This is a genomic window from Actinokineospora auranticolor (assembly GCF_041897805.1).
Lineage (GTDB): Bacteria > Actinomycetota > Actinomycetes > Mycobacteriales > Pseudonocardiaceae > Actinokineospora > Actinokineospora auranticolor.
On sequence record NZ_CP154825.1, the window covers coordinates 5,896,685 to 5,921,076 of the forward strand.

The window sequence follows — 24,392 nt, forward strand, 5'->3', positions numbered from 1 at the left end:
GGTCAGGCCGGGGTCAGGACTGGGTCAGGCGCAGTCTGATCCGGCGGACCAGCTCATCGATCAACGGCTCGCGCAGCATCCCGTAGTGGTCCGCGTCGACGTCCACCACCCTGAGGTCCGGCACGTCCAACGCGCTCCGGTCCACGAAGGACGGCAGGTCCCCCCGCGCCCGGAACACCGTCACCGGCGCCGCCACCCGGCGTCGCGCCAGTTCCTCGTCGGTGTAGTCGAAGCGGTACGTGCGGTGCACCACGCGGGCGATGCGGCGGATCAGGTCGAGGCCCAGGTGGTCGAAGTGGGCCGCGATGAACTCGACGAACGTGGTCTCGTCGCGGGTGCGGCGCAGGCACTCCTCCAGCAGCGGACCCGAGACGGCGCCCGCGAAGACGGAGAACAGGATCGTCACGTACGTCCGGTTCCGCCACCCCGTGGCCCGGTCGAGGGAATCCCCGACCCTGGGCGAGCCCGGGGCCAGCAGGAACAGGTTCTCCACCCGCTCCCCCGCCAGCTCCAACTGGTGCGCCGCCTCGAACGCCACCCGGGCGCCGAAGGAGTAGCCCCACAGCGTGTACGGCCCGCGCGGCTGGTTGCGGCGGATCAGCTCCAGGTCCCGCGCCGCCATCTCGCCGATGTCCGGGTACGCGGTCTCGCCCTCGTTGATCCCGAACGCCTGCACCCCGTAGAACGGCCGCCCGATGCCCGCCCGCGCCGCCAGCAGCCGCAGGTTCATCGTGTACCCGCCGAGACCGGGCCAGCAGTGCACCGCCTCCAGCGAACCCGCCGCGGACAGCCGGACGACCCGGGAAGTCTCCTCCGCGCGCCCACCGTCGACCACCGCCGAGAGCGCCTCCACCGTCGGCGCGTCGAAGACCACCTGGAGCGGCAGGGAGGTCCCGAACTCCTTGTTGACCCGGTTGACGATCCCGACCGCCAGCAGCGAGTTGCCGCCCGCCTCGAAGAAGTCGTGCTGCACCGACACGACCTCCACCTTCATCAGCGCCTTCCAGATCTCCCCGATCCGGCGCTCGGTGTCGGTGCGCGGGGCGACCACGGGGCGGTCGACCTCGTCGGCCTCGGCCAGGTCCGACTCGGCCAGCACCCGGGTGTCGATCTTGCCGTTGGCCGTGCACGGCAGCCGGTCCAGCACGACGACCTTGTTCGGCATCATGTAGTCCGGCAGGAAGGACCGCAGGTCGTCGCGGATGATCTCGGTGGGGCCGCGCATGTGCACGGCGTCCTCCTTCATGCCCCGGTGCCGGACCTGCTCATCGCTGATCTTGCCACCGATGAAGAAGTACGACGGCCCCACCGGCAGCCCGCGCGCCTCCAGCAGCGCCACCAGCCTGCGGTGCGCGGGCAGGTCGTTGCCGGACTTGGAGCTGTACCCCGACGACATCAGCCCCAGCCCGGACCGCAGCCCCTGCAACCGGTGCAGCACCCGCCCCAGCTCGAGGTAGGCGCGCCACTCCTGCGCGGTCCGGCTCACCAGCGCGATGCCGAAGCTGGCCCGCTGGTAGGACTGCTGGTTGATCGCGATCACGTGCTTGCGCTCGATGACCCCGCCGCCCTCCGGCACCAGGTCGCCCCCGGCCAGCCGGTACAGCCCGGCGGGCAGGTCGGCGATCTTGTCCGGGTGCGCCTGCACGTACACGTCCACCGGCTCGGCCACCGGCGCCGGGTGGCTCGGCACGATCCCGAACGCGCCGAGGTAGTAGTCCTCGTCGGCGACCTCCAGGTGGTCCTTGACCGCCGGGTCGTACGGCGCGGCGCGCACGGTCAGGCCGTGCGCGGGCAGGATCTGCTCCCACAGCCCGACCATGTGGCCCGCCTCGATCTCCAGCACCTCCTGGATGTTGAGCTTGTACACCGGTTCGATGGCCCGCCGCTTGCCGACGAAGTGCAGCCGGGCGCGCGGCTTGCCGAACGACGTGGTCGCCTTGGGGCGCACCAGGTACAGCCGGTGCTCGACCGGGTGGTGGTAGTAGAACCCGGACGCCAGCCCGAACAGCCCGTCGACCTCCAGGTAGGTCTGGGCCGCGTAGAGCGACCCCGGCGAGGCGTAGCCGTACTTGGGCAGCAGCCGCTTGGTGCTGTGGAACTGGCCGAACATGCGCAGCAGCGTCCCCAGCTCGGCCAGGTCGACCTCGGCCGGGTCGCGCGGGGCGGCGGCGCGCGGCGGCGGGGCCAGCAGCAGGTCGAGGATGTCCTGCCGGGACACCGAACCGCCGTTGTAGAAGCGGTACGACTTGCGGGCGAACACGGCCCGGCGTTGCAGCGGCGTCGCTTCCGCGCCCGGTAAGTCCACTGCGGACTTCCGGCGCAGCTCCGACGGCTCCCGCACGCCCGGGTTGGACAGCTGCGCGCGGATCTGCAGCCTGCTGGCCTTGGACTGGTGGTGCGAGCCGTGCGCGCCCTGGTCCATCAGCGCGGCTTCGCGCGGGTTCAGCTCCACGAAGGCGACCAGGTTCTGGAACCCGGTGCGCGGGTCGTCGCGCACCACCACGGCCGCGTGCTTGATCCACTCGTGGGTCTCCAGCGCCAGCCGCACCTCGTCGAGCTCGATGCGGAACCCGCGCAGCTTCACCTGGTTGTCGGTGCGGCCGACGAACACCGCGGTGCCGTCGGGGTTCCAGTACGCCAGGTCCCCGGTGCGGTACAGCCGCGGTGAGCCGAAGTCGGCGGCGAACGGGTTGTGCACGAACCGCTCGGCGGTCAGGTCCGGCTTGCCCAGGTAGCCCCGGGCCAGCTGGGCGCCGCCGATGTACAGCTCGCCGATCTCCCCCACCGCCACGGGATTCCGGTCCCCGTCGAGGATGTGGTACTGGGTGTTGTGCACGGGCGTGCCGATGGGCACCGTGGGTGGGCCGTCGGCGACCGTGGCCGGGTCGACCCGGTGCGACGACGAGTTGATGGTGCACTCGGTCGGCCCGTACAGGTTGACCAGGTCGCGGCCGGGGAATTCGGCGAAGAACCGCTGCGCCAAGGTCCGCGACAGCGCCTCGCCGCCGCAGAACACCTGGGCGAGCGTGGCGCACTCGGCCATCCGCTCGGTGTCGAGCATGGCCTGCAGCAGCGTCGGCACGCACTGCAGCGTGGTCACGCCGTGCGCCTTGATGGTGTCCACCAACGCCTCCGGGTCCCGGTGCACACCGGGTTCCCCGACGACGACCGTGGCGCCGCAGGCCGCCCCGAGCAGCTCCCACTGCGCGGCGTCGAAGCTCACCGGGGTCTTCTGCACCAGCACGCGGCGCTCGTCGATGCCGTGCTCGTCGCGGATCCACGCCAGCTGCGCGGCGATGGCCCGGTGCTCGATCATCGCGCCCTTGGGCTTGCCGGTGCTGCCGGAGGTGTAGATGACGTACGCCAGGTCGCCCGGCCGCGGCTCCTCCTCGGCCGTCAGCGGCTCGGCGGTGCTCGCCAGGGCCTGCTCCACGGTGACGACCCGGGTGTGCGGGGGCACCAGCGCGGACAGCCGCTCGACCAGCGCGTCCTGGGTGAGGACCAGGCCGCCGCCGAAGTCCTCGATCATGTAGCGCAGCCGGTCCTGGGGGTAGTCGGGGGCCAGCGGCAGGTACGCGCCGCCCGCGTGCAGCACCCCCCACGCGCCGACGACCAGGTCCACCGACGGCTCGACGAACAGGCCGACGGACTCGTCGCGCCGCACGCCCAGCGAGCGCAGGTGCGCGCCGAGGCGGCGGGCCCGCTCGGACAGCTCCCGGAAGGTCACCCGCTGGTCGCCCCGCAGGACGGCGGGGTCGGCGCCGCGCAACCGGACCTGTTCGTCGAGCAGGTGCACCAGCGTCCGCTCCGGACGGTCCCGCCGCGTCCGGTTGAACCCCGCGGTGACGGCGTCGACCTGCGGCAAGGTGTGTTTCACGTGCGACCCCCTTCGTGGACAACGGCTACACGCCAAGGTTGGGGATCGACGCTGTCCGTCCGCCATCGACCGCCTATCGGTCACGGTAGAGGACAAACACCAAACGCCGGGTGCGTGAACCCGTTAACTGGTAACGGATTCACGCACCCGGCGTATAGTCCATAAAGGACTCGTCAACGCACGGAGACCGACCGGGCCGACACGATGGTTTCAACCGCAACAGGTCCACCGACGACAGGTTCGCCCATCACGGTTTCCACCGGACGCGGCACGGCGGCGGTGACCACCGCCTTCGGCCGCACCGCGTCCGCGGGCAAGCGCGGCTCAAGCCGCACCATGGCGGCGGCCGAGCCGACCACACCGGCGGCCAGGACCAGCCACATGCCGATCGCCGACGCGGACAGCAGCGCGGTCAGCACCGCCGGGGCCAGCGCCGTGGGAATGGCCCACGAGAACTGGTAAACCGACAGGTGCCGCCCGCGCGTCTCGACCGGCGCGGCCGAGGACACCAGCGCCGACGCGGTGGCGCCGTGCATCAGCTCGCCCGCGGTGAACAGCGCCGTGGCCACGAACGAGCCGACCAGCAGCACCGCCGTCGCCGAGGACACCGCGCCGAGCAAGGCGAACAGCACGAACGACGCGCCGATCACCAGCGCGCCCAGCGCGGTGGCCCGGGTGCGGCGGTAGCGCACCAGCATCCGGGTGACCGGGATCTGCAGCACCGCGATGCCGATGGTGTTCACCGCGTAGAGCGCGCCGACCAGACCGGTCGCGGCGTGCAGCTGCTGGGTGATGTACACCGGCAGCGCCACCGCCAGCACCATGTACCCGAACGCGATCGGCACGTTGACCAGCGCCAGGGCGAGGAACGGCTTGTTCGCGAACACCTCGCGGTAGCCGCCCTTGATCGCGGCCCGACCGCGCCGACCGCGCGCGGGCAGCGGGATGGTGCCGATGATCACCGCGGCGGCCAGGTACGCGACCCCGGTGGCCAGCACGATCCCCGTGTAGGCCGCGTCGCTGCCGATGGTCAGCGCGCCGCCCGCGGCGAGGCCGCCGAGGCCCAAGCCCGCGTTGCGCATGCTGCGCTGCGCGGCCAGCAGCTTGTCCCGCGCCGTGCCCTCGGCGATCTCGGCGACCAGCGCCTGGATCGACGGTGGGAACGAGCCGTCGCCGACCGCCACCAGGGCGACCGCCAGGAACATCGTGGTCGCCGAGTCGACCAGCGGGTAGGCGGCGAACCCGACGGCCCGCAGCACGTACCCGCCGACCACCACCGACCGCGCGCCCAGCCGGTCCACCAGCGTGCCCGCGATCGGGTTGCCGACCAGCGCGAACAGCGCCCCGGCCGTCATGACCACCCCGACCTGGGCGATGGGCATGCCGGTGACGTGGTGGAAGTACAGCAGCGACAGCGGCAGGTACAGCCCCGCCCCGGTCGCGTCCACCGCCATCCCGACCAGGTACCGCGTCCTCGACCCGCTCATGACCGCGCCCCTTCCCCGAATTCCCCGACCGCCTCGATCACCGTCTCCGCCTCGAACCGCGCCCCCAGGGCGCGCAGCCGCGACTCGGCCTCCGCCCGGTCCGCGCCGGTGGCCACGGCCGCGAGCAGGAAGTCCGCCGAGCCGGCCGCCGGTGGGATGACCCCACCGGGCTCGGCGTAGCGCCAGAACCTCGACACCCACGGCTCGGTCGGCGGCTCCGGCACCGACCGCACCGCGCCGGGGCGCTTCATCATCAGCACCTGCCCGCTCATCCGGGCGGGGCGTGGCGGCGGGCCACCGGCCAGGGTGTCGGCCAGCAGCGGCAGGTCGAGCCCGACCTGCGCGCGGGTGACGTACTCGCCCAGGTTGACCCCGAAGATCGCGGCCGCCACCTCGCGGATCTTCGCCCCGCCCGGCCGGGACCCGATCTCGCAGACCACGAGCCGGTCGTCCGGGGTGTGGAAGACCTCGGCGTGGAAGGCGTGCTCGGTGAGCCTGCCGTTGGTCAGGCGCAGCGCCGCGATCGTCCGCTCGGCCAGGGCCAGCAGCCGCGCCGAGAGCGGGTCGTCGACGTCGAGGGTCAGGTCGATCCGGGCGCCCGGGTCGGTGCCGAAGGACGACAGCTCGTACTGGTACTGCGACGCCCACGCCAGCACGATCCGGCCGCCGACCACCAGACCGTCCACATGGCACATACGCCCCGGGACGAACGCCTCCACCAGAACGGGTTCGGGGAAGGGCACCAGGTCTGCGCGTTCGGGCAAGATCCGCAAACCGATCGCGTTGTACCCCGCCACGTCCTTGACCACGACCGGGTAGCCGTGCTCGTCGGCGAACTCCCAGACCTCCTCGGGCGCGCGCACGACCGCGTGCTCGGCCACCTCGATGCCCGCGGCGACGAGCATCCGCTTCATCAGCGCCTTGTCCCGGTACGGCAGCACGTCGGCGGGCCACGCCCCGGCCAGCCCCAGGTGCTCGCGCACCCTGGCGGCGACCAGCACGTCCCCCTCGTGGTGCGCGACGACCGCGCTGACCTCGAACTTCTCGGCCAACGCGAGCGCGATTCGGAACAGTTCCTCCTCGTCGGAGAAATCGGGCAGGAGTTCCAGGCGCGTCACGCCGGGGTGGTCGGCGGGAATCGCCTCCCCCGCCGCGAGGATCCGATCCCGGGCGGCCAGCACAATGACCTCCCCCGGGTAATCCGCCAGCCAGGACCCGTACGGGAAGGGCTCGAACGGGTTGCGGTGCACGACCAGGACGCTCACACCGACACCGCCTCGGCGATCCCGGCGACCCGCGCCCGACGCGCCCCGGCGGGGGTCTGCACCCGGATGTCGAGCACCTCGTCGACCAGCCGCGCGGCCGCCTCGAGAGCCGCGTCGGTGTCCTCGGCGGCGACCGCGACCAGGCCCAACCGGTCCCAGTTGTCACGCAATGCGCGCACCTCGTCCCCGGGCTTGGCGGAGATCCGGACGACCAGCACGCCGTCCTGCACGGTGGCCGCGGTCACCCCGTCGACGGAGGTCACCACGCCCGGCTCGCCGACCACGGCCCGGGTGCTCGCCCCGGCGTACGCGACCGGCCGGTCCGGCAGCTGCGGCACCAGCCCGAACGGCCAGCCGACGGAGTAGGACACCAGGTCGACCCCGTACGCGGCCTGCACCAGCTCCGGGATGGCGTCACCCGCCACCCGGTTGTGGCTCTCGATCACCGCGACCCCGCGCGAGCCGACCCGCACCTCGGTGTGCGCCACGCCGTCGCGCAGGCCCATCTCGGTGAGGAACCGCGGCACCTCGGCGCGGATCCGGTCCTCGTCGTCGGCGCTGATCCGGGCGGGCACGGCGTGGCCCAGCTCGGCGTAGCAGTCCGGGTCGCTGAACTTCTCGGTCACCGCGACGACCACGTGCCGACCGGCGAAGGAGAACGTCTCCACGCTGTACTCGGGCCCGTCGAGGTACTGCTCCATGAGGAACTCGCCGAGCACGAACAGCGTGGACACCCGGTCGGTGCGGGTGCCGCGCAGCCGGGCGACCAGCGCCCAGGCCCGGTCCAGGTCGGCCGGGCCGTCCACGCGCAGCACGCCGATGCCCGCGGTGGCGTCGGTCGGCTTGACGATGAACGGGTAGCCGTAGCGGGCGGCGAACGCGTCCAGGTCGGTGCGCTGCTCCAGCGGCTCCGCGCCGACCGCGTCCGGGTCGTGCCGGGCCAGGTGCGCGCGCATGGCGAGCTTGTCCCGGAACCGGCGGGTGACGTCGAGGCCGGTGCCGCCGAGGCCGTAGCGGTCGTTGATCCGGCCCGCGTTGTCCAGGCCGGGCTCGGTCAGCGACACCACGGCGTCGAACCCGTGGATGTCCCACAGCTCCTCGACGACCGGCTCGACCGCGGCCCACCTGGTGAAGTCGACGACGCGCAGCACGTCGGCGGCGGCCTCCTGCACGGGCGTGACCTTGGTCGGGTGTTGCAGGAGCAGCACGGCGAGGCCCAGGTCCTTCGCCTTGACGACGGTCTCGTCGGTGCCCCCCACCAGCAGCAGCGTGCTCATCGGTCGGTTCCCTTCGGTGCGGTGGCCGACCCGGGGAAGCTGAGGTAGCGCTCGCCGGTGTCGGGCAGGATGGTGACGACGGTCTTGTCCGCGTTCTCGGGGCGGGCGGCGACCCGCAGCGCGGCGTGGGTGGCGGCGCCGGAGGAGATCCCGGCCAGCACCCCGACCCGGCGGGCGAGCCACCGGGCGGTGTCGGCGGCCTCGGCGTCCGCCACGGTGAGCACCTCGTCGATCAGCGCGACGTCGGTGGTGTCGGCGACGAAGCCGCCGTTGAGACCGGGGATCGCGTGGCTGCCGCCGATCCCCCGCGACAGCACCGGCGAGCCCTCCGGCTCGACGGCGATGGCGCGGACCAGCGGGTTCCGCTCCTTGAGGTAGCGCGCGGTGCCGCAGAGCGTGCCGCCGGTGCCGACCCCGCAGACCAGGATGTCGACGCTGCCCGCGCTGTCCTCCCAGATCTCCGGTCCGGTGGACTCGTAGTGCGCGGCGAGGTTGTCCGGGTTGGCGTGCTGCCGCGGGAACCACGACCCGGGGGTGGCGTCGTGCAGCTCCTGGGCGCGGTCGATGCAGCCCTGGTAGCGCAGCTCGGCGGGGGTCTGCACGACCTCGGCGCCCAGCGCCCGCAGCAGCCCGATCCGCTCGGCGGTGGCGTTGTCCGGCAGCACGATGACGCACCGGTAGCCGCGCGCCGCGCTCAGCGCCGCCAGCGCGATGCCGGTGTTGCCCGAGGTGGCCTCGATGACCACACCGGACCCGGGGGTCAGGTGCCCGTCGCGCTCGGCGCCGCGCAGCATCCACAGCGCGGCCCGGTCCTTGACGCTGGCGGCCGGGTTGGCCGACTCCAGCTTGGCCAGCACCCGGGCACCGGTCGACGGCAACCGCAGCAGCGGGGTGCCCCCGACCAGCTCGTCGATGCGCTCGGCGACCCGCTGTCGGGCCAGTAAGGCGGTCATGACGCTTTCCTCCGGGGGGTGCGGTGCGACTGGCGGGGCGTGATGGTGGCGACGGGGGCCAGCGCGGTGGCGCCGTCGGGCACGTCGGCGACGATGAGCGCCTGGGCGCCGATGACCGCGCCGTGGCCGATGCGGACCGGGCCGAGCACGGTGGCGTTGGCGCCGAGGATGACCCCGTCGCCGACCTCGGGGTGGCGGCGCTCGCCGTCGGGGCGGCGGTTGTCCCGCCACCAGCCGACGGCGCCGAGGGTGACCTGGTGGTAGATGGTCACGTCGTCGCCGACCACGGCGGTCTCGCCGATGACGACGGCGGAGCCGTGGTCGATCAGCACCCGCCTGCCGACCCGGGCGCCCGGGTGGATCTCGACGCCGGTGACGGCGCGGACCAGCAGCATCAGGGTCCGGGCGGGCAGCCGCAGGCCGACGCCGTGCAGCCGGTGCGCGATCCGGTGCGCCCACAGCGCGGTCAGCGCCGGGTGCAGCAGGCCCTCGGCTCGGCTGCGGATCGACGGGTCGCGCCCGACCACGGTGTCCCAGTCCTCGGCGCACAGCCGCAGCAGGCCGGGCCCCGGCTCCCGCGCGATGCCCACTACCGGTGCGGCCCTGGTGACCCGGTCCATTGGCGTTCCTCCCGTCCAGCCGTGCGCCGAACCCCTCGGCCCGCTCAGCGTGCGCGCGGGTGCTTTGGGTCGGCTTTTCGCCGGGAGGCGGCCATCAATAGCGAACCGATAGCGGTCTTTCCCGCAGGTCAGAGCACTGAAAGCGCAGAAGAGGCCGATGTCCGCGCCACCTGGGTGGCGCGGACATCGGCCTCGTCGTACTACGCGGTCAGACGGTCGCGGGTCGGGTGCGGCGGGCCCAGGCCACAGCCGGGGCGGTGGCCAGCGAGGCCAGCAGGAACAGCCCGCCGAGCACCAGCCAGCCGACGGCGCCGCCCCCGATCACCAGCGCGGTCAGCAGCAGCGGCCCGACGGTCCTGGCCACCGAGATGCCGCTGCCGAAGAAGCCCTGGTACTGCCCGTGCCTGCCCTCGGGGGCCAGCCCGAAGCTGACCTCCCAGAAGCCGGAGGCGAGCATCATCTCGCCGACGGCCTGCAAGAGCGCGCCCGCGAGCAGCACCGCGACCGCCGCCCACGCCGCCAGTCCCCCGGCGGACAGGGCGAACACCGCGCACGCCGCGAGCAGCAGCACACCCGACACGCGCACCATCCGCACGGCGCTGTCCAGGTCGGTCACCCGGTTGGCCACCGAGACCTGGAACAGCACCACGGTGACGGTGTTGACGACCATGAGCCCGGCGACCATCCAGCGCGGCGCGGCGGTGTGCTCGACCACCCACAGCGGCAGCACGACGCTGAGCAGCGGCATGTACAGCATCATCACCGAGTTCAGCACGGTGATGACCGCGTACGGTCGGTCGCGCAACACGCCCAGCGCCGGTTCACCATCGCCTGCCCGTTCCACCCCGGGCACCAGCGGCAGCCGCCGCAGCACCAGCGCGGCACCCAGGAAGGTCAGCGCGTCGAGGGCGAAGGCCGACAGGTAGGCCGCCTCGGTGTCGAATTGCAGCGCGACGCCGCCGACCGCCGCGCCGATCGCGATCCCCGCGTTGGCGGTGGATTGCAGGTACGCCCGGGCCTTGGTCCGGCCCGCCGCGTCCACCACCCCCGCCAGCAGGGCCTGCCGGGACGCCACGAGCCCGCACTGGCACACCGTGTAGACGCAGGCCGCCACCAGGAAAGCCGGGAACGAGCGGGCCAGCGCGAAGCCCGCCACGGCCACCGCGGTGGCCACCGCGAGCAGCACCGCGACACCGCGCGGCCCCCGCCGGTCGGCGAGGTGCCCGAGCGGCACCCCCGCCAGCGTGCCCAGTGCCCAGCCCAGGGTCAGACCGAACCCGACCTGGGTTGGGGACAATCCCACAATACGGGTGAAATAGAGCGTCGAGCAGACATAATAGGCACCGTCCCCGATGGAATTGGTCAGTTGGGCTAGGGCGAGTCCCCTGGATGGTCCAGCAGGCGGAACGAATCTCCGGAACACTTCTCTCCTTCCCCACGCCGCGTGCGATAATCATGGACGCGAACCAGGACCGGCCACAGTGGAGTGGTACCAAGTGACCTTTCGCTGGATGAGTGTGAAAATTTCCACCCCCGACACCCGGTTTGGTCGGGGTGTACGACCGAGCCAAACGGCCCACGACACCGCGCCGCCCGCCACGCGCGACTGACACGGACCTTGTGGACACACGGAGGGACGAGCACGTGGTGCTGAGGCTTCTCGGGCCCATCGAGATGGTCGTCGACCAGCGCACCCTCGACCTCGGCGGACCGCGGCAGCGGATCGTGCTGGCCGTGCTCGGCCTCAACGCCAACCGGGTGGTCCCGGTCGAGCAGCTCATCGACGCGGTGTGGGACGCCTCCCCGCCGTCGACCGCGCGCGGGCAGATCCAGATCTGCATCTCCGCGCTGCGCAAGCTCTTCGGCGACGCGGGCCGCGCGGACGCCATCCGCACCCGACCGCCCGGCTACCTGCTGGAACTGGCCGACGACGACGTCGACAGCCTGCGGTTCAACGCCATGGTCACCCGCGCGCGGGCCGAGGCCGACGCGGGCGGGGTCGAGGACGCGGCGGCCACGCTGCGCGCGGCCCTGGCGCTGTGGCGCGGTTCCGCGCTCTCCGGCGTGGCCAGCGACCTGGTGCGGCGCGCGGCCGTACCGCTCGACGACCGGCGGGTCGCGGTGATCGAGGAGCGCATCCGGCTCGACCTGCAACTGGGCAGGCACGAGGAGATCAGCGGCGAACTGCGCGCGCTGGTGCACGCGCACCCGCTGCGGGAGCGGTTGCACGGCTTCCTGATGCTGGCCCTGTACCGGGCGGGCAGGCAGGCCGAGGCGCTGGAGGTGGGCCGCGCCGCGCGCGCCGCGCTGATCGAGGAGATCGGCATCGAACCCGGTCAGGAACTGCAGGACCTCGAACGCGCGATCCTCAACCGCGACCCCGCGCTGAGCGCGCCGCCGCCCAGACCGGGCACAACCCGTGGCGCGGCGACCGAAGGCGACCGGCCGGGCGACCGGTCCCCCGCCGCGGGCGCCCCCGCGCAGGCCGAGGCGCCGCTGACGATCCCACGGCAGCTCCCGGCCAGCATCACCGATTTCACCGGCCGCGACGACCTCGTGGAGAGCATCCGCGCGGGTTTGGAAGCCGATCCGGAAGAGGTCCGCTACGCGGTGCCGATCGTCGCCATATCGGGAAAGGGCGGCGTGGGCAAGTCCAGCGTCGCGGTGCGCGCCGCGCACGAGGTGGCCGACCACTTCCCCGACGGGCAGCTCTACGCGGACATGCGGGCACACGACGGCGACGACCGCACCGCGAAGCTGCTCGCCCGCTTCTTGCGCGCGCTCGGCGTGCCCGGTACCGCGGTGCCCGACGACCTCGACGAGCGCGTGGAGCTCTACCGCAGCCGGGTTTCCGGCAAGCGGCTGCTGCTCGTCCTCGACGACGTCACCGACGAGGCCCAGGTGCTGCCGCTGCTGCCGGGCAGCGCCACCTGCGCGGTGATCACCACCAGCCGGGTGCGGCTGTCCGGCCTGCCCGGCGCGCGCTGGGTGGACGTGGACGTGTTCGACGTCGACCAGTCCGTGGAGCTGCTGACCAGGATCATCGGCACCACGCGGGTGGAGGCCGAGCCGGAGGCCGCGGTCGAGCTGATCACCTTCTGCGGCGGGCTGCCGCTGGCGCTGCGCATCGCGGGCGCCCGCCTGGCCTCCCGCACGCACTGGCGCATCGACGGCCTGGTGCGCAGGCTGCGCGACGAGGCCCGCAGGCTCGACGAGTTCGCCCACCACGGCCTGGAGCTGCGCTCCAACATCGGGCTCACCTACCGCGACCTGCCCCCGCAGGCGCAGCGGCTGTTCCAGCTGTTCGCGCTGATCCGCGCGCCGGAGTTCCCGGCGTGGACCGCGGCGGCCCTGCTGGACACCGACATGTTCGACGCCGAGGACATCCTGGAGAGCCTGGTCGACGCGCAGCTGCTCGACACCGTCGAGTACGCCGACGCGAGCGCCCCGCGCTACCGCTTCCACGACCTGATCCGGGTCTACGCCTGGGAGAAGCTGTGGGAGTCGACCGGCCAGACCGAGCGCACCGAGACGCTGGCCCGGCTGCTGGGCGCCTGGCTGGGCCTGGCCGAGGAGGCGCACCGGCGGGAATACGGTGGTGACTACACGATCCTGCACGGTGTCGCGGCCCGCTGGGCACCCGCCACCTGGGACGAGATCGGCCTCACCGCGAACCCGATCGACTGGCTCGACGGCGAACGCCGGTCCCTGGTGACCGCGGTGCGCCAGGCCGCGCAGGCCGGGCTCGACGAGCTGTGCTGGGACCTGGCGCTCACCTCCGTGACGCTGTTCGAGTCCAAGGGCTACTTCGACGACTGGCAGGAGTGCGCCCGGATCGCGCTGGACGCCGCGGAACGCGCGGGCAACCTGCTCGGCGTGGCGGCCACCCGGTACTCCGTGGGCACGCTGCACATGATGCAGACCCGGCTCGCCGAGGCGGGCGAGTGCTTCACCGAGGCGCTGGCCGAGTTCAGCCGCGCGGGCCAGGAGCACGGCCGCGCGCTGGTGCTGCGCAACCACGCGCACGTCGACGGGCTGCGCGGCGACGTCGGGGCGATGCTGGCCAAGTACACCGAGGCGCTGGCCACCATGCGCGCCGTCGGCGACCGCATCGGCGAGGCGCACATCCTGCGCAGCCTGGCCAAGCACCACCTGGAGGAGGGCGAGACCGCGGTCGCGCGGGCCCTGCTCGACGACGCGGTGCGCATCTGCCGCGAGGTGCGCTGCCTGCGCGCCGAGGCGCAGGTGGAGCACCGGGTGGCGGAGCTGCACGTGGCGACCGGGCAGATCGACCTGGCCCGCAAGTCGCTGCACCGGGTGCTGCAGATCGTCCGCGACACCGGCGACCGCATCGGCGAGACGTACGCGCTCTACGGGCTGGGTGTGGTGCGGCACAAGGAAGGCAGGCTCGACAACGCCGAGACCACCCTGGTGCACGCGCTGGACCTCTCGCGCCGGGTGGGCGAGCGGCTGATCGAGGCGAAGGCCCTGTACGCGCTGGGCCGGATCGCGCTGGCCCGCGGCGGCGGTGGCGCGGGCACCCCGCACCTGGAGCAGGCGCGAGCCCTGTTCGACGAGCTGGGATCGGCGCTGTGGCAGGCGAAAGCCCTGCTGGCGCTGTCGGAGGCGCACGAGACGGGGGCGGCGGCGCTGGCCGCGGTGGACCGCGCCGCCGAGCTGCTGGCCGATCTCGGGTCGAAGGAGGCCGGGCAACTGCTGGCCGAGGTCGAGGTGACCCGGTCGGCGCTCGCGTCCACCAGCCTGCCGGACGGGTACGCGGACCGCGGTCTCTGAACGGGGCACCGCCGAGCGCGCGGTGGCGGGATGGGCTTCCCCGGTACGGGCTTCCCCAGAGAGGGCTTCCCCGGTACGGGCGGCCCTCGGGTGGGTGGTCGACGAGCGGTCTGTCGCTGAGAGCGCTGTCGCTGCGAGAGTGTGGGTCATCGGGACCGTCGGGATCGGTGACGGGTGGTCGGTGGCGTGCGGTGTTCCCCCAGCGGGACGCGGCTCACCAGTGGGTGTCTTCGACGCAGGCCAGGGTCTCGGTGCTCCAGTGGGTGTCCTTCGGGCAGACCGGGCCGTCGCCCTGGGTGGTGGTGATCCCCCAGTGGGTGTCCTCCGCGGCGGCGGTGCCCTGGTTGGCGAGGGAGAAGCCGATGGTGGCGGCGAAGGTGATCAGGACCGAGGCGGTGACCTTGCGGGTGGCGGACATCGGGACCTCCGTGGTGTTCCGGGGGGCTGTTCCCCTGGGCTGACACCAGTTCAGGGCTCGTCGCCATCCGTCCTCGTTCCGTGCGCCATCGGTGCGCGCATGGCGCGCCGATAGCGGCCGGAAAGCCGTTCGAAGGTCGGGCCGACCAACGTTCGCGGCATCGGAAACGACGCAAGCGAACAACGGGAGGGATCGCGATGCAGACCCCGACGATCCGGCTCGGCGACGACGAGCTGCGCCGCGCGGTGGAGCACGTCGACGCGGTGGAGTCGGTCGCGGAGGCACTCGTCGCCCGGTCCACCGGCCGCACCGGCTGGACCGCCACCGCGGGCAGCCTCACCTTCGGGCCCGGCGGCGCCGGTGCCGACGGTGAGGTCGCCGAGTTCGCGTCCGCCGAGCGCGGGCAGCGCTGCGCGCTGCCCGCGGCCGGTCTGCGCGAGTACCGGCGCGCGGTGCTCACCGCGCTGGCCACCCGGCACCTGCTGGCCCCGGGGGTGGTGACCGCCTCGGTCATCGGCTCGGGACCGGCGCTGGACATCCAGCTGACGGTGCTGCGCAGGCACGTGCCCGACATCAGCCACGTCGCCGTGGCCACCGTCGGGTGCCCGCCCCCCGGGCGGGACGTGCTGGACCGGCTGGAGAGCGCCGGTATCGGGCTGTCGCTGGTCGACAGCCCGGCCGACGCGGTGTTCGGGGCCAACCTGGTGGTGCTGGCCGGGTGCGCCCGGCTGGACGCGCCGCGGCTGGCCAAGGGCGCCCTGCTGGTCAACACGACCGGTGTCGACCTGCCCGCCGCGCTGCTCGACGGCGTGCACGAGATCTACACCGACGACCGGGTCGCGTTCGGCCGGTCGGAGAACCTGCTGACCGCGACCCCGGCCCGGGGCGGGCGGACCAGGGGCCACCGCGGCCCGCACCTGGCCGCCGACCTCGGGCAGGTGCTGGCCGGGGAGCACCCCGGCCGCACCGAGCACGACCACGTCCTGCTCGTCGAGCTGCTCGGCGACGGGGCGGAGTTCGAGGCCCTGCTCGCGGGCCACGTCCTACGGGCCGTCGTGGCGGACGGCCCCGGGGTCCCCACCCGCGGGTAGCCACCGGCGGGACAGCGTTTCGACAGCTGAGTCACACCCAGGCAGTCCACCCGGCGAACCGCCGAACCCACGAGGAGATCACCATGTCCGTGTCCCCCTGCGAGTTGCGCGTCACCCCTTCCTGCACCGGATCCGCGCTGACCGGCCTGCGCGGCTGCGACCGGTGCCGCCAGGCCCTGCGCGACGAGCTGCGGGCACTGCCCGGGCTGCACGAGTCCTGCGCGCAGTCGCTGACACCGGGCAGGCGGCCGGAGGTCGTCCGGGTCAAGGGCGGCGGGATCCCGGGCGGGATCTCGCTCAACCCGACCGCGGTGTCGGTGCGCGCCAGCGTGCTCGGCGTGCTGTCGTCGTGGACGGCGCTGATCGTCGACGAGCTCGGCGTCGAGCGCCCGCCGTCGCGCCGGGTGCACGTGCTGTCCACCTTCCTGTACCGCAACCTGGACTGGCTGCTGGCCCACGAGGCGGCGGCGGACCTGGCCGAGGAGATCACCGACCTGGCCGACGCGGCCCGCGCGGTGCTCGACCCGAGCACCAGCGAGCGCGTCGACCTGGGTTCCTGCGGCACCCCGGGCTGCGGCATGACGGTCTACGCGACCATCGGCGCGGGCTCGGACGCGGTGGCGCACGGCGCGTCCTGCGCGGCGGGCCACCACGTGGCGGCGAGCCAGTGGCTGCTGCTGGAGGAGCCCGACGAGGTCGCGGAGGGCGTGGCGTGAGGCAGCGCACGCGGGGCCGGACCGTGCCCACCGAGCTCGCGGCGCTGGCCGCGGGCGTGTCCGAGGCGACCATCCGCAAGTGGGCGAGCCGGGGCAGGCTCACCCGGTACGGCCGACCGGGGAAGGCGGAGTACAGCCTCGACGAATTACGCGAGATCCTGCGCGGACAACAGGAGAAAATAGCGAGCTGACGCGGCCTGAATAGGGTCCTCCGATTCGGAGGACCCTATTCGCATGCCCGGAATCAGGTGCTCGAAAAATGAGGAAAATTCCCGTCGAAAACGGTTGACCACCGCACCCCGGGATGTCACGCTTTTCTCGGGGCGCAGCTTTGCCCGCACGGCAGGCGGACAGGCGTATCGGCCCCGGATCCCATTTCACCTACGGCCAGTTCAATCGCCGTGAACACCCCTGCGCACGCGGTGTGAGTCTGACTGTTTCATTCGCATTGGAGCACCACCATGCCGGACCCCTCGTTACCCAGGGCCTTCATCCTCGCCGGGTCGCTGCTGGCTGTGTGCCGGGCGCCGCGCTACCTCGCCGAGCTGCGCGCCCGCGGCCTGCGGGCACTGCTGATCACCTCCGCCGACTGGCGGGCCGAGGCGGACCGGGCCACGGGGGACCCGGACCACCCGCTCGCCGACGTCGAGGACATCGCCTTCGTCGCGGGCGGCGTGCGCCGCGAGGGGTCGCTGCTGTCGGGTCCGGTCGCCGCGGCGATGACCTGGCGGGAGCGCTACGACATCGTCGGCGCGTACGCGGTCGGCGAGACCATGGTCGAGCCGACCGGGTTGATCGCCGACGCGCTCGGCGTCCCCGGACCGGGGCTGCGCGCGAGCCGCGCGTGCCGCAGCAAGTACCTGCAGCGCTGGTACCTCCCCGAATTCAGCCCACGGGTGGTGATCGGTGGGGAGGACGTCTCCGGAGTGCGATTCCCGGCCGTGGTGAAGCCGTCGGGAAGGCACTCCAGCTCCGGTGTCGTCACCGTGGACGACGAACGCGCGTTGGCCGCCGAACTCGCCCGCTACGGGGAGTTCGAAACGGTCCTGGTCGAGGAGAAGATCATCGGACCGGAGTACTCGGTGGAGAGCCTGGTGCAACACGGGAAAGCGATCTTCGCCTCGGTGACGCGCAAGGACACCAACGATTCCGGTGGCCGCTTCTTCGTCGAACTCGCGCACACCGTGCCCAGCGACCACCCGCACGTGCAGGAGCTGCTGCTCGACGCCAACCAGCGGGTGCTCGACGCGCTCGACGTGCGCGACGGCATCACGCACGCGGAGTGGCGGGTGACCGCCGAGGGGCGCCCGGTGCTGATGGAGATCGCGGCCCGCCCGCCGGGCGACGGGTTGTGCTCGCTCTACGAGCTGGCCACCGGCAAGCCGCTGGAACCGGAGGTGCTGCGGATCGCGCTGGGCGAGCACGCGGACTACCCGTCGCCGCGCCGGTACACGCGGCAGGTCTACCTCGAGCACCCCGCGGGCGTGCTCGAGGACGTCGTCGTCGACTGGCCCGGCGTCACCGCCGAGTGGGTCGGCGAGGCGGGCGTGTGGCACCAGCCCGCGCCGCTGCCCGGCGACGCCCCGGCGGCGCTGCGCGCGGTGCACGTGCACCAGGACCGCGGCGCGGTGCTGCGCCCCCTGACCAGTTCCGACGACCGCTCGGTGACCTTCTTCATCGACGCGCCGTCGGTCGACGAGCTCAACGCCGTCGAGGCCCGCGTCCGCGCGGCGATCACCATCCGCACCAAGTCCGCAGTGGAGGGCTGAGCTGTGACGAACCCCAGGGTGACCAACCTGCTGATGGTCATGCCCTACCAGGCGTACCTGGCCAAAGCGAAGGCCGAGGGCTTCCGGCTGGGCGCGGTCTGGGACAGCCGGGCCGCGTACCGGATCTTCGGTGGGCTGGCCGACCGGTACCTCGAGACGGTCGAGGCGCAGGTCGACGGCTTCTGGCTGACCGACTTCGACGACCCGGTGGCCTACGAGCGCGCCCTGCGCGAGGCGGCCGAGGAGTTCGGCGCAGACCTGCTCTACCACGTGGGGCAGGAGGAGAGCATGGGCCTGGCCACCCGGGTGGCCGAGGAGCTGGGCATCGGCGTCAACTCCGCCGAGGCCACGCACCTGCTCAACGACAAGCTGGCGCTGCGGCACCTGCTGGCCGAGCGCGGCCTCTCCCCCGTGCGCTACGCGGACGCGGCGGACTGGCGCGCGGCGGCGGACCTGCTCGACGGGTTCGACCTGCCGGTGGTGGCCAAGCCGACCCGGCTCTCCGGCAGCCGCGGCGTCGAGCTGATCGGGGACCGGGCCGCGTTCGCGGCCTGGGGCGCCGGGCTCGACGCGGTCGGCTACACCGGGCCGGTGCTGGTCGAGGAGTACCTGACCGGGCCGGAGTTCAGCGTCGAGACGATCAGCGTCGACGGCGCGCACCACGTCATCGGGGTGACCGCGAAGCGGCTGGGGCCGCCGCCGCTGTTCGTCGAGGCCGGGCACCGGCACCCGGCGCCGCCGTCGGCCGACACCGACGCGATCGGCGCGCTGGTGGTGGCCATGCTGGCCGCCGCCGGGTACCGGTCCGGGCCCGCGCACACCGAGGTCAAGCTGACCCCGGCGGGCCCCCGGTTGATCGAGTCGCAGGCCCGGCTGGGCGGCGACCGCATCCCGCGCCTGGTCGAGCTGGCCACCGGGATCGACATCGAGCGGGCGGTCTTCGCCGCGCTCGCGGGCCGCGCGCCCGCCGCGCGCACCCGGGACCACGAGGCGCGGATCCACTACTTCGCGCTGCCGCTCGGGGTGGTGCGGTCGGTCGGCGACCTGTCGGCGATCCGGGCCCTGCCGTTCGTCGACGAGCTGTCCTTCCCGTTCTCCCCCGGCGACACCGTGCCGGAGACGGTGGATTGGCGGAGCAGGCACGGCTACGCGGTCGTGTCCGCCGAGACCGCCGAACTGGCCGCGCGCTACGTGTCCGAAGTGGACGCGAAGGTGCTGGCCGCGGTCGAGATCGACGTCGGCGGGGTGGGGGTGGCGGCGTGAACCTCAAGGACCTGCACCCGAGTCTGCGGATCCGGGTCGGCGTCGGGTTCGTCAACCGGCTGGTCGACTCGATGATCACCTCGTTCATGGCCATCCACCTGGCGCTGACCTTCGGCGTCGCCGCCGCGGGCGGGCTGCTGATCGCGGTCATCGCGCTCGGCGTGGTCGGCATGCTCGTCGGCGGGCACGTGGCCGACCTGCACGGGCGGCGGCGCACGCTGCTGGTCGCCGAAGCCGCCGCCGCCGTGACGTTCGCGCTGATGGCGGTGGCAGAGGGTGCTGGGGATGGCGCCGTGGACAGCTCCCTACTCGTCTACCTGGGGTACCTGGCGAACAAGTTCGCGGCCAGCGTGGCGCTGCCCGCCAACGACGCGATGATCGTCGACCTGAGCACGCCGGAGATCCGCAAGGGCGTGTACACGGTCAACTTCTGGGCCACGAACCTGGCGCTGGCCATCGGCGCGCTGCTCGGCGCGGCGCTGTACAGCGCGCACTTCGCCCTGGTGCTCGGGCTCGCCGCGGCGGCCACGGCCGGGGTGCTGGCGACGACGTACTTCCTGATCGCCGAGACGAAACCGGACACCGACACCGACCGGGTCCGCCCGCCCGGGGTCGCCGCGGCGTTGCGCGAGTTCGGCGCGGGCTACCGGTTGGTGTTGCGGGACAAGGTGTTCCTCAAGCTGATGATCGCCGGAACGCTCACCCTCGCGGTGGAGTTCCAACTGGTCAACCACATCGCGGTGCGCCTGGCGGCGGGTTTCCCCAGCCAGGCGCTGCTGCCGGTCGGCTGGTCCCCGGTGGTCGACGGGGTGGGCATGCTCGGGGTGCTGCGCGCCGAGAACACCATCCTCGTGGTCGTGCTGGCGCTGTTCTCCACGACGCTGTTGCGGCGGGTGTCCGACCGCACCGGCCTGTACCTGGGCACGGCGCTGTTCGTCGGCGGCTACGCGGTGCTCGCGGTCAGCGGCACCGGGTGGCTGCTCATGGTGGCGGGCCTGGTGTTCACCATCGGCGAGCTGATGAGCGTGCCGGTGAAGCAGGCGCTGCTGGCCAACCTGGTGCCCGACCACAGCCGCACCCGCTATATGGCCGTCTACAACCTCAACATCCGCGTCGCCCAGGGCCTGGCGGCGGCCTGCGTCACCCTCGGCGCGGTCGTCCCCGCCTGGGGCATGGCCGCGCTCTACCTGGCTCTCGGCGCGGTGATCATCGCGCAGTACCGGTCCGTCCTGGCGGCCCAGTCCGCCCCCGCACCGCTCGCGCGGGCCTGAGAAGGGAACACCGAGATGACCGTCCACCCCAGACTCCGACCGGTCGTGGAGTCGATGCCGACCTACCGACCCGGCCCCAAGGTCGCCGCGCCGTCCGGCGAGATGTTCCTCCTGGGCGCCAACGAGTCGCCGGATGGGCCGCTGCCCCCGGTCGCCGCGGCCATCGCCGCCGCGGCGGCCGGGGCGAACCGCTACCCCGACTACGCCTCGACCGAACTGGTCAACACCCTGGCGGACACGCTCGGCGTGCCCGCCGCGCAGGTGGCCGTCGGCTGCGGTTCCGTCGGTGTGGTGGGCAACCTGCTCTCCGCAGCGGCCGAGCCGGGCGGGCAGGTGGTGTACGCGTGGCGGTCGTTCGAGGCGTACCCGACGCTGACGCGGCTCGCGGGCATGTCCCCGGTTCCCGTGCCGCTGCGGGACGACCGGCACGACCTCACCGCGATGGCCGCCGCCGTGACCGACCAGACCCGCGCGGTGCTGGTGTGCAACCCCAACAACCCCACGGGCACCGTGGTCCACCGGCGCGAGTTGGAGTCCTTCCTGGACGACCTGCCGCCGGAGGTGCTGGTGCTGCTCGACGAGGCGTATGTCGAGTACGTGCGCGACCGCGAGTCCCCCGACGGGCTCGACCTGCTGGCCGGGCGCCCGTCGCTGGCCGTGGTGCGCACCTTCTCCAAGGCGTACGGCCTGGCCGGGTTGCGGGTGGGCTACGCGGTGGCGGACGAGCGGGTGGCGCGCGCCGCCCGCACCACCGGGCTCTCCTTCGCGGTCAACCGGATCGCGCAGGCCGCCGCCGTGGCGTCCCTGCGCGCGGGCGACGAGCTCACCGCGCGGGTGGAGACCACCGTCAAGGAGGTGGGCCGGGTCCGGTCCGCCCTGCTGGACCTCGGCCTGCCGGTCCCGGCCTCCGAGGGCAACTTCGTCTGGCTCGGGCTGGGCGCGGACACCGCCGCGTTCACCTCGGCCTGCGCGGCGGCCGGTGTGGCCGTGCGCGCGTTCCCCGGCGAGGGTGTCCGGGTGTCCATAGGGGACACCCGGGCCAACAACGCCTTCCTGGCCGCGGCGTGGGAGTACACGCACAGCTGATAAACCAAGGAGAACCCCATGGCCCCCACGGACCAACCCGCGTTAGACCCCCGGTTCGCGCGCCGCAGCGCGGGCCTGCTGGCCTCGGAGATCCGCGCGCTGTTCGCGGTCGCGTCGCGCCCGGGGGTGGTGTCGCTCGCCGGTGGCATGCCCGCCGCGGACGCGCTGCCCACCCAGGTGCTCGCCCGGATCCTGGGCGAGGTGGCGACCGACCCCACCGCCCTGCAGTACGCCTCCGGGCAGGGCGATCCCGCGCTGCGCGAACAGATCTGCGCGGTGATGGCCGCCGAGGACGTGCGCGCCGACCCGCGCGACGTCGTGGTGACCACCGGCGCGCAGCAGGCGCTGGACCTGGTGACCGGGGTGCTCGCCGACCCCGGTGACGTGGTGCTGGTGGAGTCACCGGCCTACGTCGGCGCGCTGGCGACCTTCGCCGCGCACGGGGTTCGCGTGCGGCACGTGCCCGACGACGGCGCGGGGCTCTCGGGCCCGGCCGTCGCCGAGGCGGCGGAGCGGGCGCGGCGGGCGGGGCACCGGGTGGCTTTCCTCTACACCGTGCCCAACTTCGCCAACCCGTCCGGCGTCACGCTGAGCGCGGACCGCCGCGCGCAGGTGCTGACGGCGAGCGCGCGGGCCGGGGTCCAGGTGGTGGAGGACAACCCGTACGGGTTGCTGCGCCTGGAAGGCGAGCCGTTGCGCGCGCTCCGGGCGATGGCGCCGGACGTGGTGTACCTGGGGTCGTTCTCGAAGATCCTGGCGCCGGGGCTGCGCGTCGGCTGGGCGCTGGCCCCGGCCGCGGTGACGGCGAAGCTGGTGCTGGCGGCCGAGGCGGCCGTGCTGTGCCACTCCAGCCTCGCCCAGGCGGCCGTGGCCAGGTACCTGTCCACCGAGCCCTGGGGCGACCACGTCAAGGGCCTGCGGGAGCTGTACTGGGAGCGGCGGGCCGCCATGCTGTCCGCGCTGACCGCGCACATGCCGCCCGGGACCCGTTGGCGGGTACCGGAAGGCGGGTTCTTCCTGTGGCTGGGGCTGCCCGCGGGGGTGCGGGCCAAAGCGTTGCTGCCGCGCGCCGTCGAGGCAGGCGTGGCGTACGTGCCGGGTACCGGTTTCTTCGCCGACGGCAGTGGCGACGACCACCTCCGCGTGTCCTATTCCTTTCCCGAGCCCGCGGTGATAGAAATCGGGGTCCGCCGGTTGGCCGAAGTCGTGAAGTCGGCCGCCGACGAATACGAAACCGGATTTGACGGCAGTAGGGGTTGACGGCCCACCTCCGGGCGTGTCACGCTTTTCCCGAGCCACTTCCGTGTGCCCGGACGCCGATCAGGCGAACTTCCGCGGGACACACGGCCATCACGGCGCGAATCCTTTCCGCAAAGCACTATGGTCAGCCGCACACCGAACGGCTGCGACCAAGGAGACCTCCCCATGACGGCCCAAGACACGGCCGGGCGCCCGCGCGTCGACTTCTACTTCGACCCGGCCTGCCCGTTCGCCTGGATCACCTCCCGCTGGATCCTCGAGGTCGAGCAGCACCGCGACATCGACCTGTCGTTCCGGGTGATGAGCCTGTCGGTGCTCAACGAGCACAAGGAGATCCCGGCCTGGTACCGGGAGTTCTGCGACCGGGCCTGGGGCCCGGTGCGGGTGGCCATCGCCGCCGCCGAGAAGTACGGCGACCCGGTGCTGCGCGACCTGTACACCGAGCTGGGCACCCGGATCCACAACGGCGGCGACAAGGACTACGCCGCGGTCGTGGCCGAGGCGCTGGCCGCGCTCGACCTGGACCCGTCGCTCGCGGCGGCGGCCGACACCGACGCCAACGACGCGGCCCTGCGGGCCAGCCACCACGCGGGCATGGACCCGGTCGGCGAGGAGGTCGGCACGCCGACCATCCACATCGACGGCGTCGCCTTCTTCGGCCCGGTGTTGATGAAGATCCCGCGCGGCGAACAGGCCGCCCGGCTTTTCGACGCGGCCCGCGAACTGGCGAGCTACCCGCAGTTCTTCGAGCTGAAGCGCACCCGGACGGGCGATTTCGACTTCAGCTGACCCCGGAATGCCCGCGGTCACCACCGCGGACCACCCGGAAAAGCACAACCGAATACCACACAAAGAGCCGACGAGGCCCCCGGACTTCCGTGCCGGGGGCCTCGTCGCGCACCCACACCGGAGGGCCCGTCGTGACCGCCCAGCACACCGTCCCCACCACCGAGGTCCTGGAGGCGCTGCGCGCCCGCCTGGACGCCATCGACTTCGACCTGCTGGACGTCCTGCGCAGGCGCATCGGCGTGTGCGTGGAGATCGCCGAGCACAAGCGCGCGCACGACGTGCCCATGATGCAGCCGCACCGGATCGGCGTCGTGCAGCGCCGGGCCGCGGCCTACGGCGCCGAGCACGGCATCGACCTGGACTTCCTGCGCGGCCTCTACGACCTCGTCATCGCCGAGACCTGCCGGGTCGAGGACGAGGTCATCGGCGCGCTGTCCTAAGTCGACCATCCGCGCT

At 73.0% G+C, this 24,392-nt stretch carries 19 protein-coding genes; 11 read left to right on the forward strand and 8 right to left on the reverse strand.

Going from position 1 to position 24,392, the window contains the following annotated elements:
* Window positions 1-13 precede the first annotated feature (13 nt).
* The 7 genes from V5P93_RS25755 to V5P93_RS25785 all read right to left on the reverse strand — a co-directional run bounded on the left by V5P93_RS25755 (window position 14) and on the right by V5P93_RS25785 (window position 10,902).
* The gene (locus V5P93_RS25755) at window positions 14-3,877 is read right to left on the reverse strand and encodes an amino acid adenylation domain-containing protein (RefSeq protein WP_219824076.1); all 3,864 of its coding nucleotides are present in this window, start codon (window positions 3,875-3,877) and stop codon (window positions 14-16) included.
* A gap of 173 nt (window positions 3,878-4,050) precedes the next feature.
* Window positions 4,051-5,364, reverse strand: coding sequence for an MFS transporter (locus V5P93_RS25760; RefSeq protein WP_104481069.1), 1,314 nt, complete (start codon window positions 5,362-5,364; stop codon window positions 4,051-4,053).
* Window positions 5,361-6,629, reverse strand: coding sequence for an acetyl-CoA carboxylase biotin carboxylase subunit family protein (locus tag V5P93_RS25765; RefSeq protein WP_104481070.1), 1,269 nt, complete (start codon window positions 6,627-6,629; stop codon window positions 5,361-5,363). Before V5P93_RS25765 ends, V5P93_RS25760 begins: the two co-directional genes overlap by 4 nt.
* Window positions 6,626-7,906 (reverse strand): ATP-grasp domain-containing protein, encoded by a 1,281-nt coding sequence (locus V5P93_RS25770; RefSeq protein ID WP_104481071.1) that lies wholly within the window; start codon window positions 7,904-7,906, stop codon window positions 6,626-6,628. Before V5P93_RS25770 ends, V5P93_RS25765 begins: the two co-directional genes overlap by 4 nt.
* The gene (locus tag V5P93_RS25775; RefSeq protein ID WP_104481072.1) at window positions 7,903-8,859 is read right to left on the reverse strand and encodes a PLP-dependent cysteine synthase family protein; all 957 of its coding nucleotides are present in this window, start codon (window positions 8,857-8,859) and stop codon (window positions 7,903-7,905) included. The genes V5P93_RS25770 and V5P93_RS25775 overlap by 4 nt, the downstream gene beginning before the upstream one ends.
* Complete coding sequence (gene epsC / locus V5P93_RS25780; RefSeq protein WP_104481073.1) at window positions 8,856-9,479, reverse strand: serine O-acetyltransferase EpsC; 624 nt, start codon at window positions 9,477-9,479, stop codon at window positions 8,856-8,858. The genes V5P93_RS25775 and epsC overlap by 4 nt, the downstream gene beginning before the upstream one ends.
* A 208-nt stretch (window positions 9,480-9,687) precedes the next feature.
* Window positions 9,688-10,902, reverse strand: a complete 1,215-nt coding sequence (locus V5P93_RS25785) for an MFS transporter (RefSeq protein WP_104481074.1) — start codon at window positions 10,900-10,902, stop codon at window positions 9,688-9,690.
* Between the two features lie 224 nt (window positions 10,903-11,126).
* Here V5P93_RS25785 and V5P93_RS25790 point away from each other — a divergent pair, with 224 nt between their 5' ends.
* Window positions 11,127-14,273: an AfsR/SARP family transcriptional regulator gene (locus V5P93_RS25790; RefSeq protein ID WP_146108191.1), complete on the forward strand. Its 3,147-nt coding sequence runs from the start codon at window positions 11,127-11,129 to the stop codon at window positions 14,271-14,273.
* A gap of 214 nt (window positions 14,274-14,487) precedes the next feature.
* On the opposite strand, the gene V5P93_RS25795 is transcribed toward V5P93_RS25790, so the two are convergent.
* Complete coding sequence (locus tag V5P93_RS25795) at window positions 14,488-14,691, reverse strand: hypothetical protein (protein WP_104481076.1); 204 nt, start codon at window positions 14,689-14,691, stop codon at window positions 14,488-14,490.
* A 197-nt stretch (window positions 14,692-14,888) separates the two neighbouring features.
* Here V5P93_RS25795 and V5P93_RS25800 point away from each other — a divergent pair, with 197 nt between their 5' ends.
* From V5P93_RS25800 to V5P93_RS25845, 10 genes are all read left to right on the forward strand, one after another.
* A complete protein-coding gene (locus V5P93_RS25800) occupies window positions 14,889-15,782 on the forward strand; it encodes a hypothetical protein (RefSeq protein WP_104481077.1) in 894 nt (297 codons plus the stop codon).
* 83 nt (window positions 15,783-15,865) lie between these two features.
* Complete coding sequence (locus V5P93_RS25805) at window positions 15,866-16,498, forward strand: hypothetical protein (protein ID WP_104481078.1); 633 nt, start codon at window positions 15,866-15,868, stop codon at window positions 16,496-16,498.
* Window positions 16,495-16,689: a hypothetical protein gene (locus V5P93_RS25810; RefSeq protein ID WP_104481079.1), complete on the forward strand. Its 195-nt coding sequence runs from the start codon at window positions 16,495-16,497 to the stop codon at window positions 16,687-16,689. The genes V5P93_RS25805 and V5P93_RS25810 overlap by 4 nt, the downstream gene beginning before the upstream one ends.
* Before the next feature lie 270 nt (window positions 16,690-16,959).
* Window positions 16,960-18,267: an acetyl-CoA carboxylase biotin carboxylase subunit family protein gene (locus V5P93_RS25815; protein WP_104481080.1), complete on the forward strand. Its 1,308-nt coding sequence runs from the start codon at window positions 16,960-16,962 to the stop codon at window positions 18,265-18,267.
* Between the two features lie 3 nt (window positions 18,268-18,270).
* On the forward strand, window positions 18,271-19,530 hold the full coding sequence (locus V5P93_RS25820) for an ATP-grasp domain-containing protein (protein ID WP_245931494.1): 1,260 nt from the start codon (window positions 18,271-18,273) through the stop codon (window positions 19,528-19,530).
* The gene (locus V5P93_RS25825; protein ID WP_245931495.1) at window positions 19,527-20,801 is read left to right on the forward strand and encodes an MFS transporter; all 1,275 of its coding nucleotides are present in this window, start codon (window positions 19,527-19,529) and stop codon (window positions 20,799-20,801) included. Before V5P93_RS25820 ends, V5P93_RS25825 begins: the two co-directional genes overlap by 4 nt.
* A gap of 15 nt (window positions 20,802-20,816) precedes the next feature.
* The gene (locus V5P93_RS25830) at window positions 20,817-21,887 is read left to right on the forward strand and encodes a histidinol-phosphate transaminase (protein ID WP_104481081.1); all 1,071 of its coding nucleotides are present in this window, start codon (window positions 20,817-20,819) and stop codon (window positions 21,885-21,887) included.
* A gap of 18 nt (window positions 21,888-21,905) precedes the next feature.
* Window positions 21,906-23,147: a PLP-dependent aminotransferase family protein gene (locus V5P93_RS25835; protein WP_104481082.1), complete on the forward strand. Its 1,242-nt coding sequence runs from the start codon at window positions 21,906-21,908 to the stop codon at window positions 23,145-23,147.
* 165 nt (window positions 23,148-23,312) lie between these two features.
* Window positions 23,313-23,936, forward strand: coding sequence for a DsbA family protein (locus V5P93_RS25840; RefSeq protein ID WP_104481083.1), 624 nt, complete (start codon window positions 23,313-23,315; stop codon window positions 23,934-23,936).
* Window positions 23,937-24,067: 131 nt separating this feature from the next.
* Window positions 24,068-24,376 carry a chorismate mutase family protein gene (locus V5P93_RS25845; protein WP_219824077.1) on the forward strand — a complete coding sequence of 103 codons (309 nt, stop codon included), beginning with the start codon at window positions 24,068-24,070 and terminating at the stop codon, window positions 24,374-24,376.
* The last annotated feature ends 16 nt before the right edge of the window (window positions 24,377-24,392 follow it).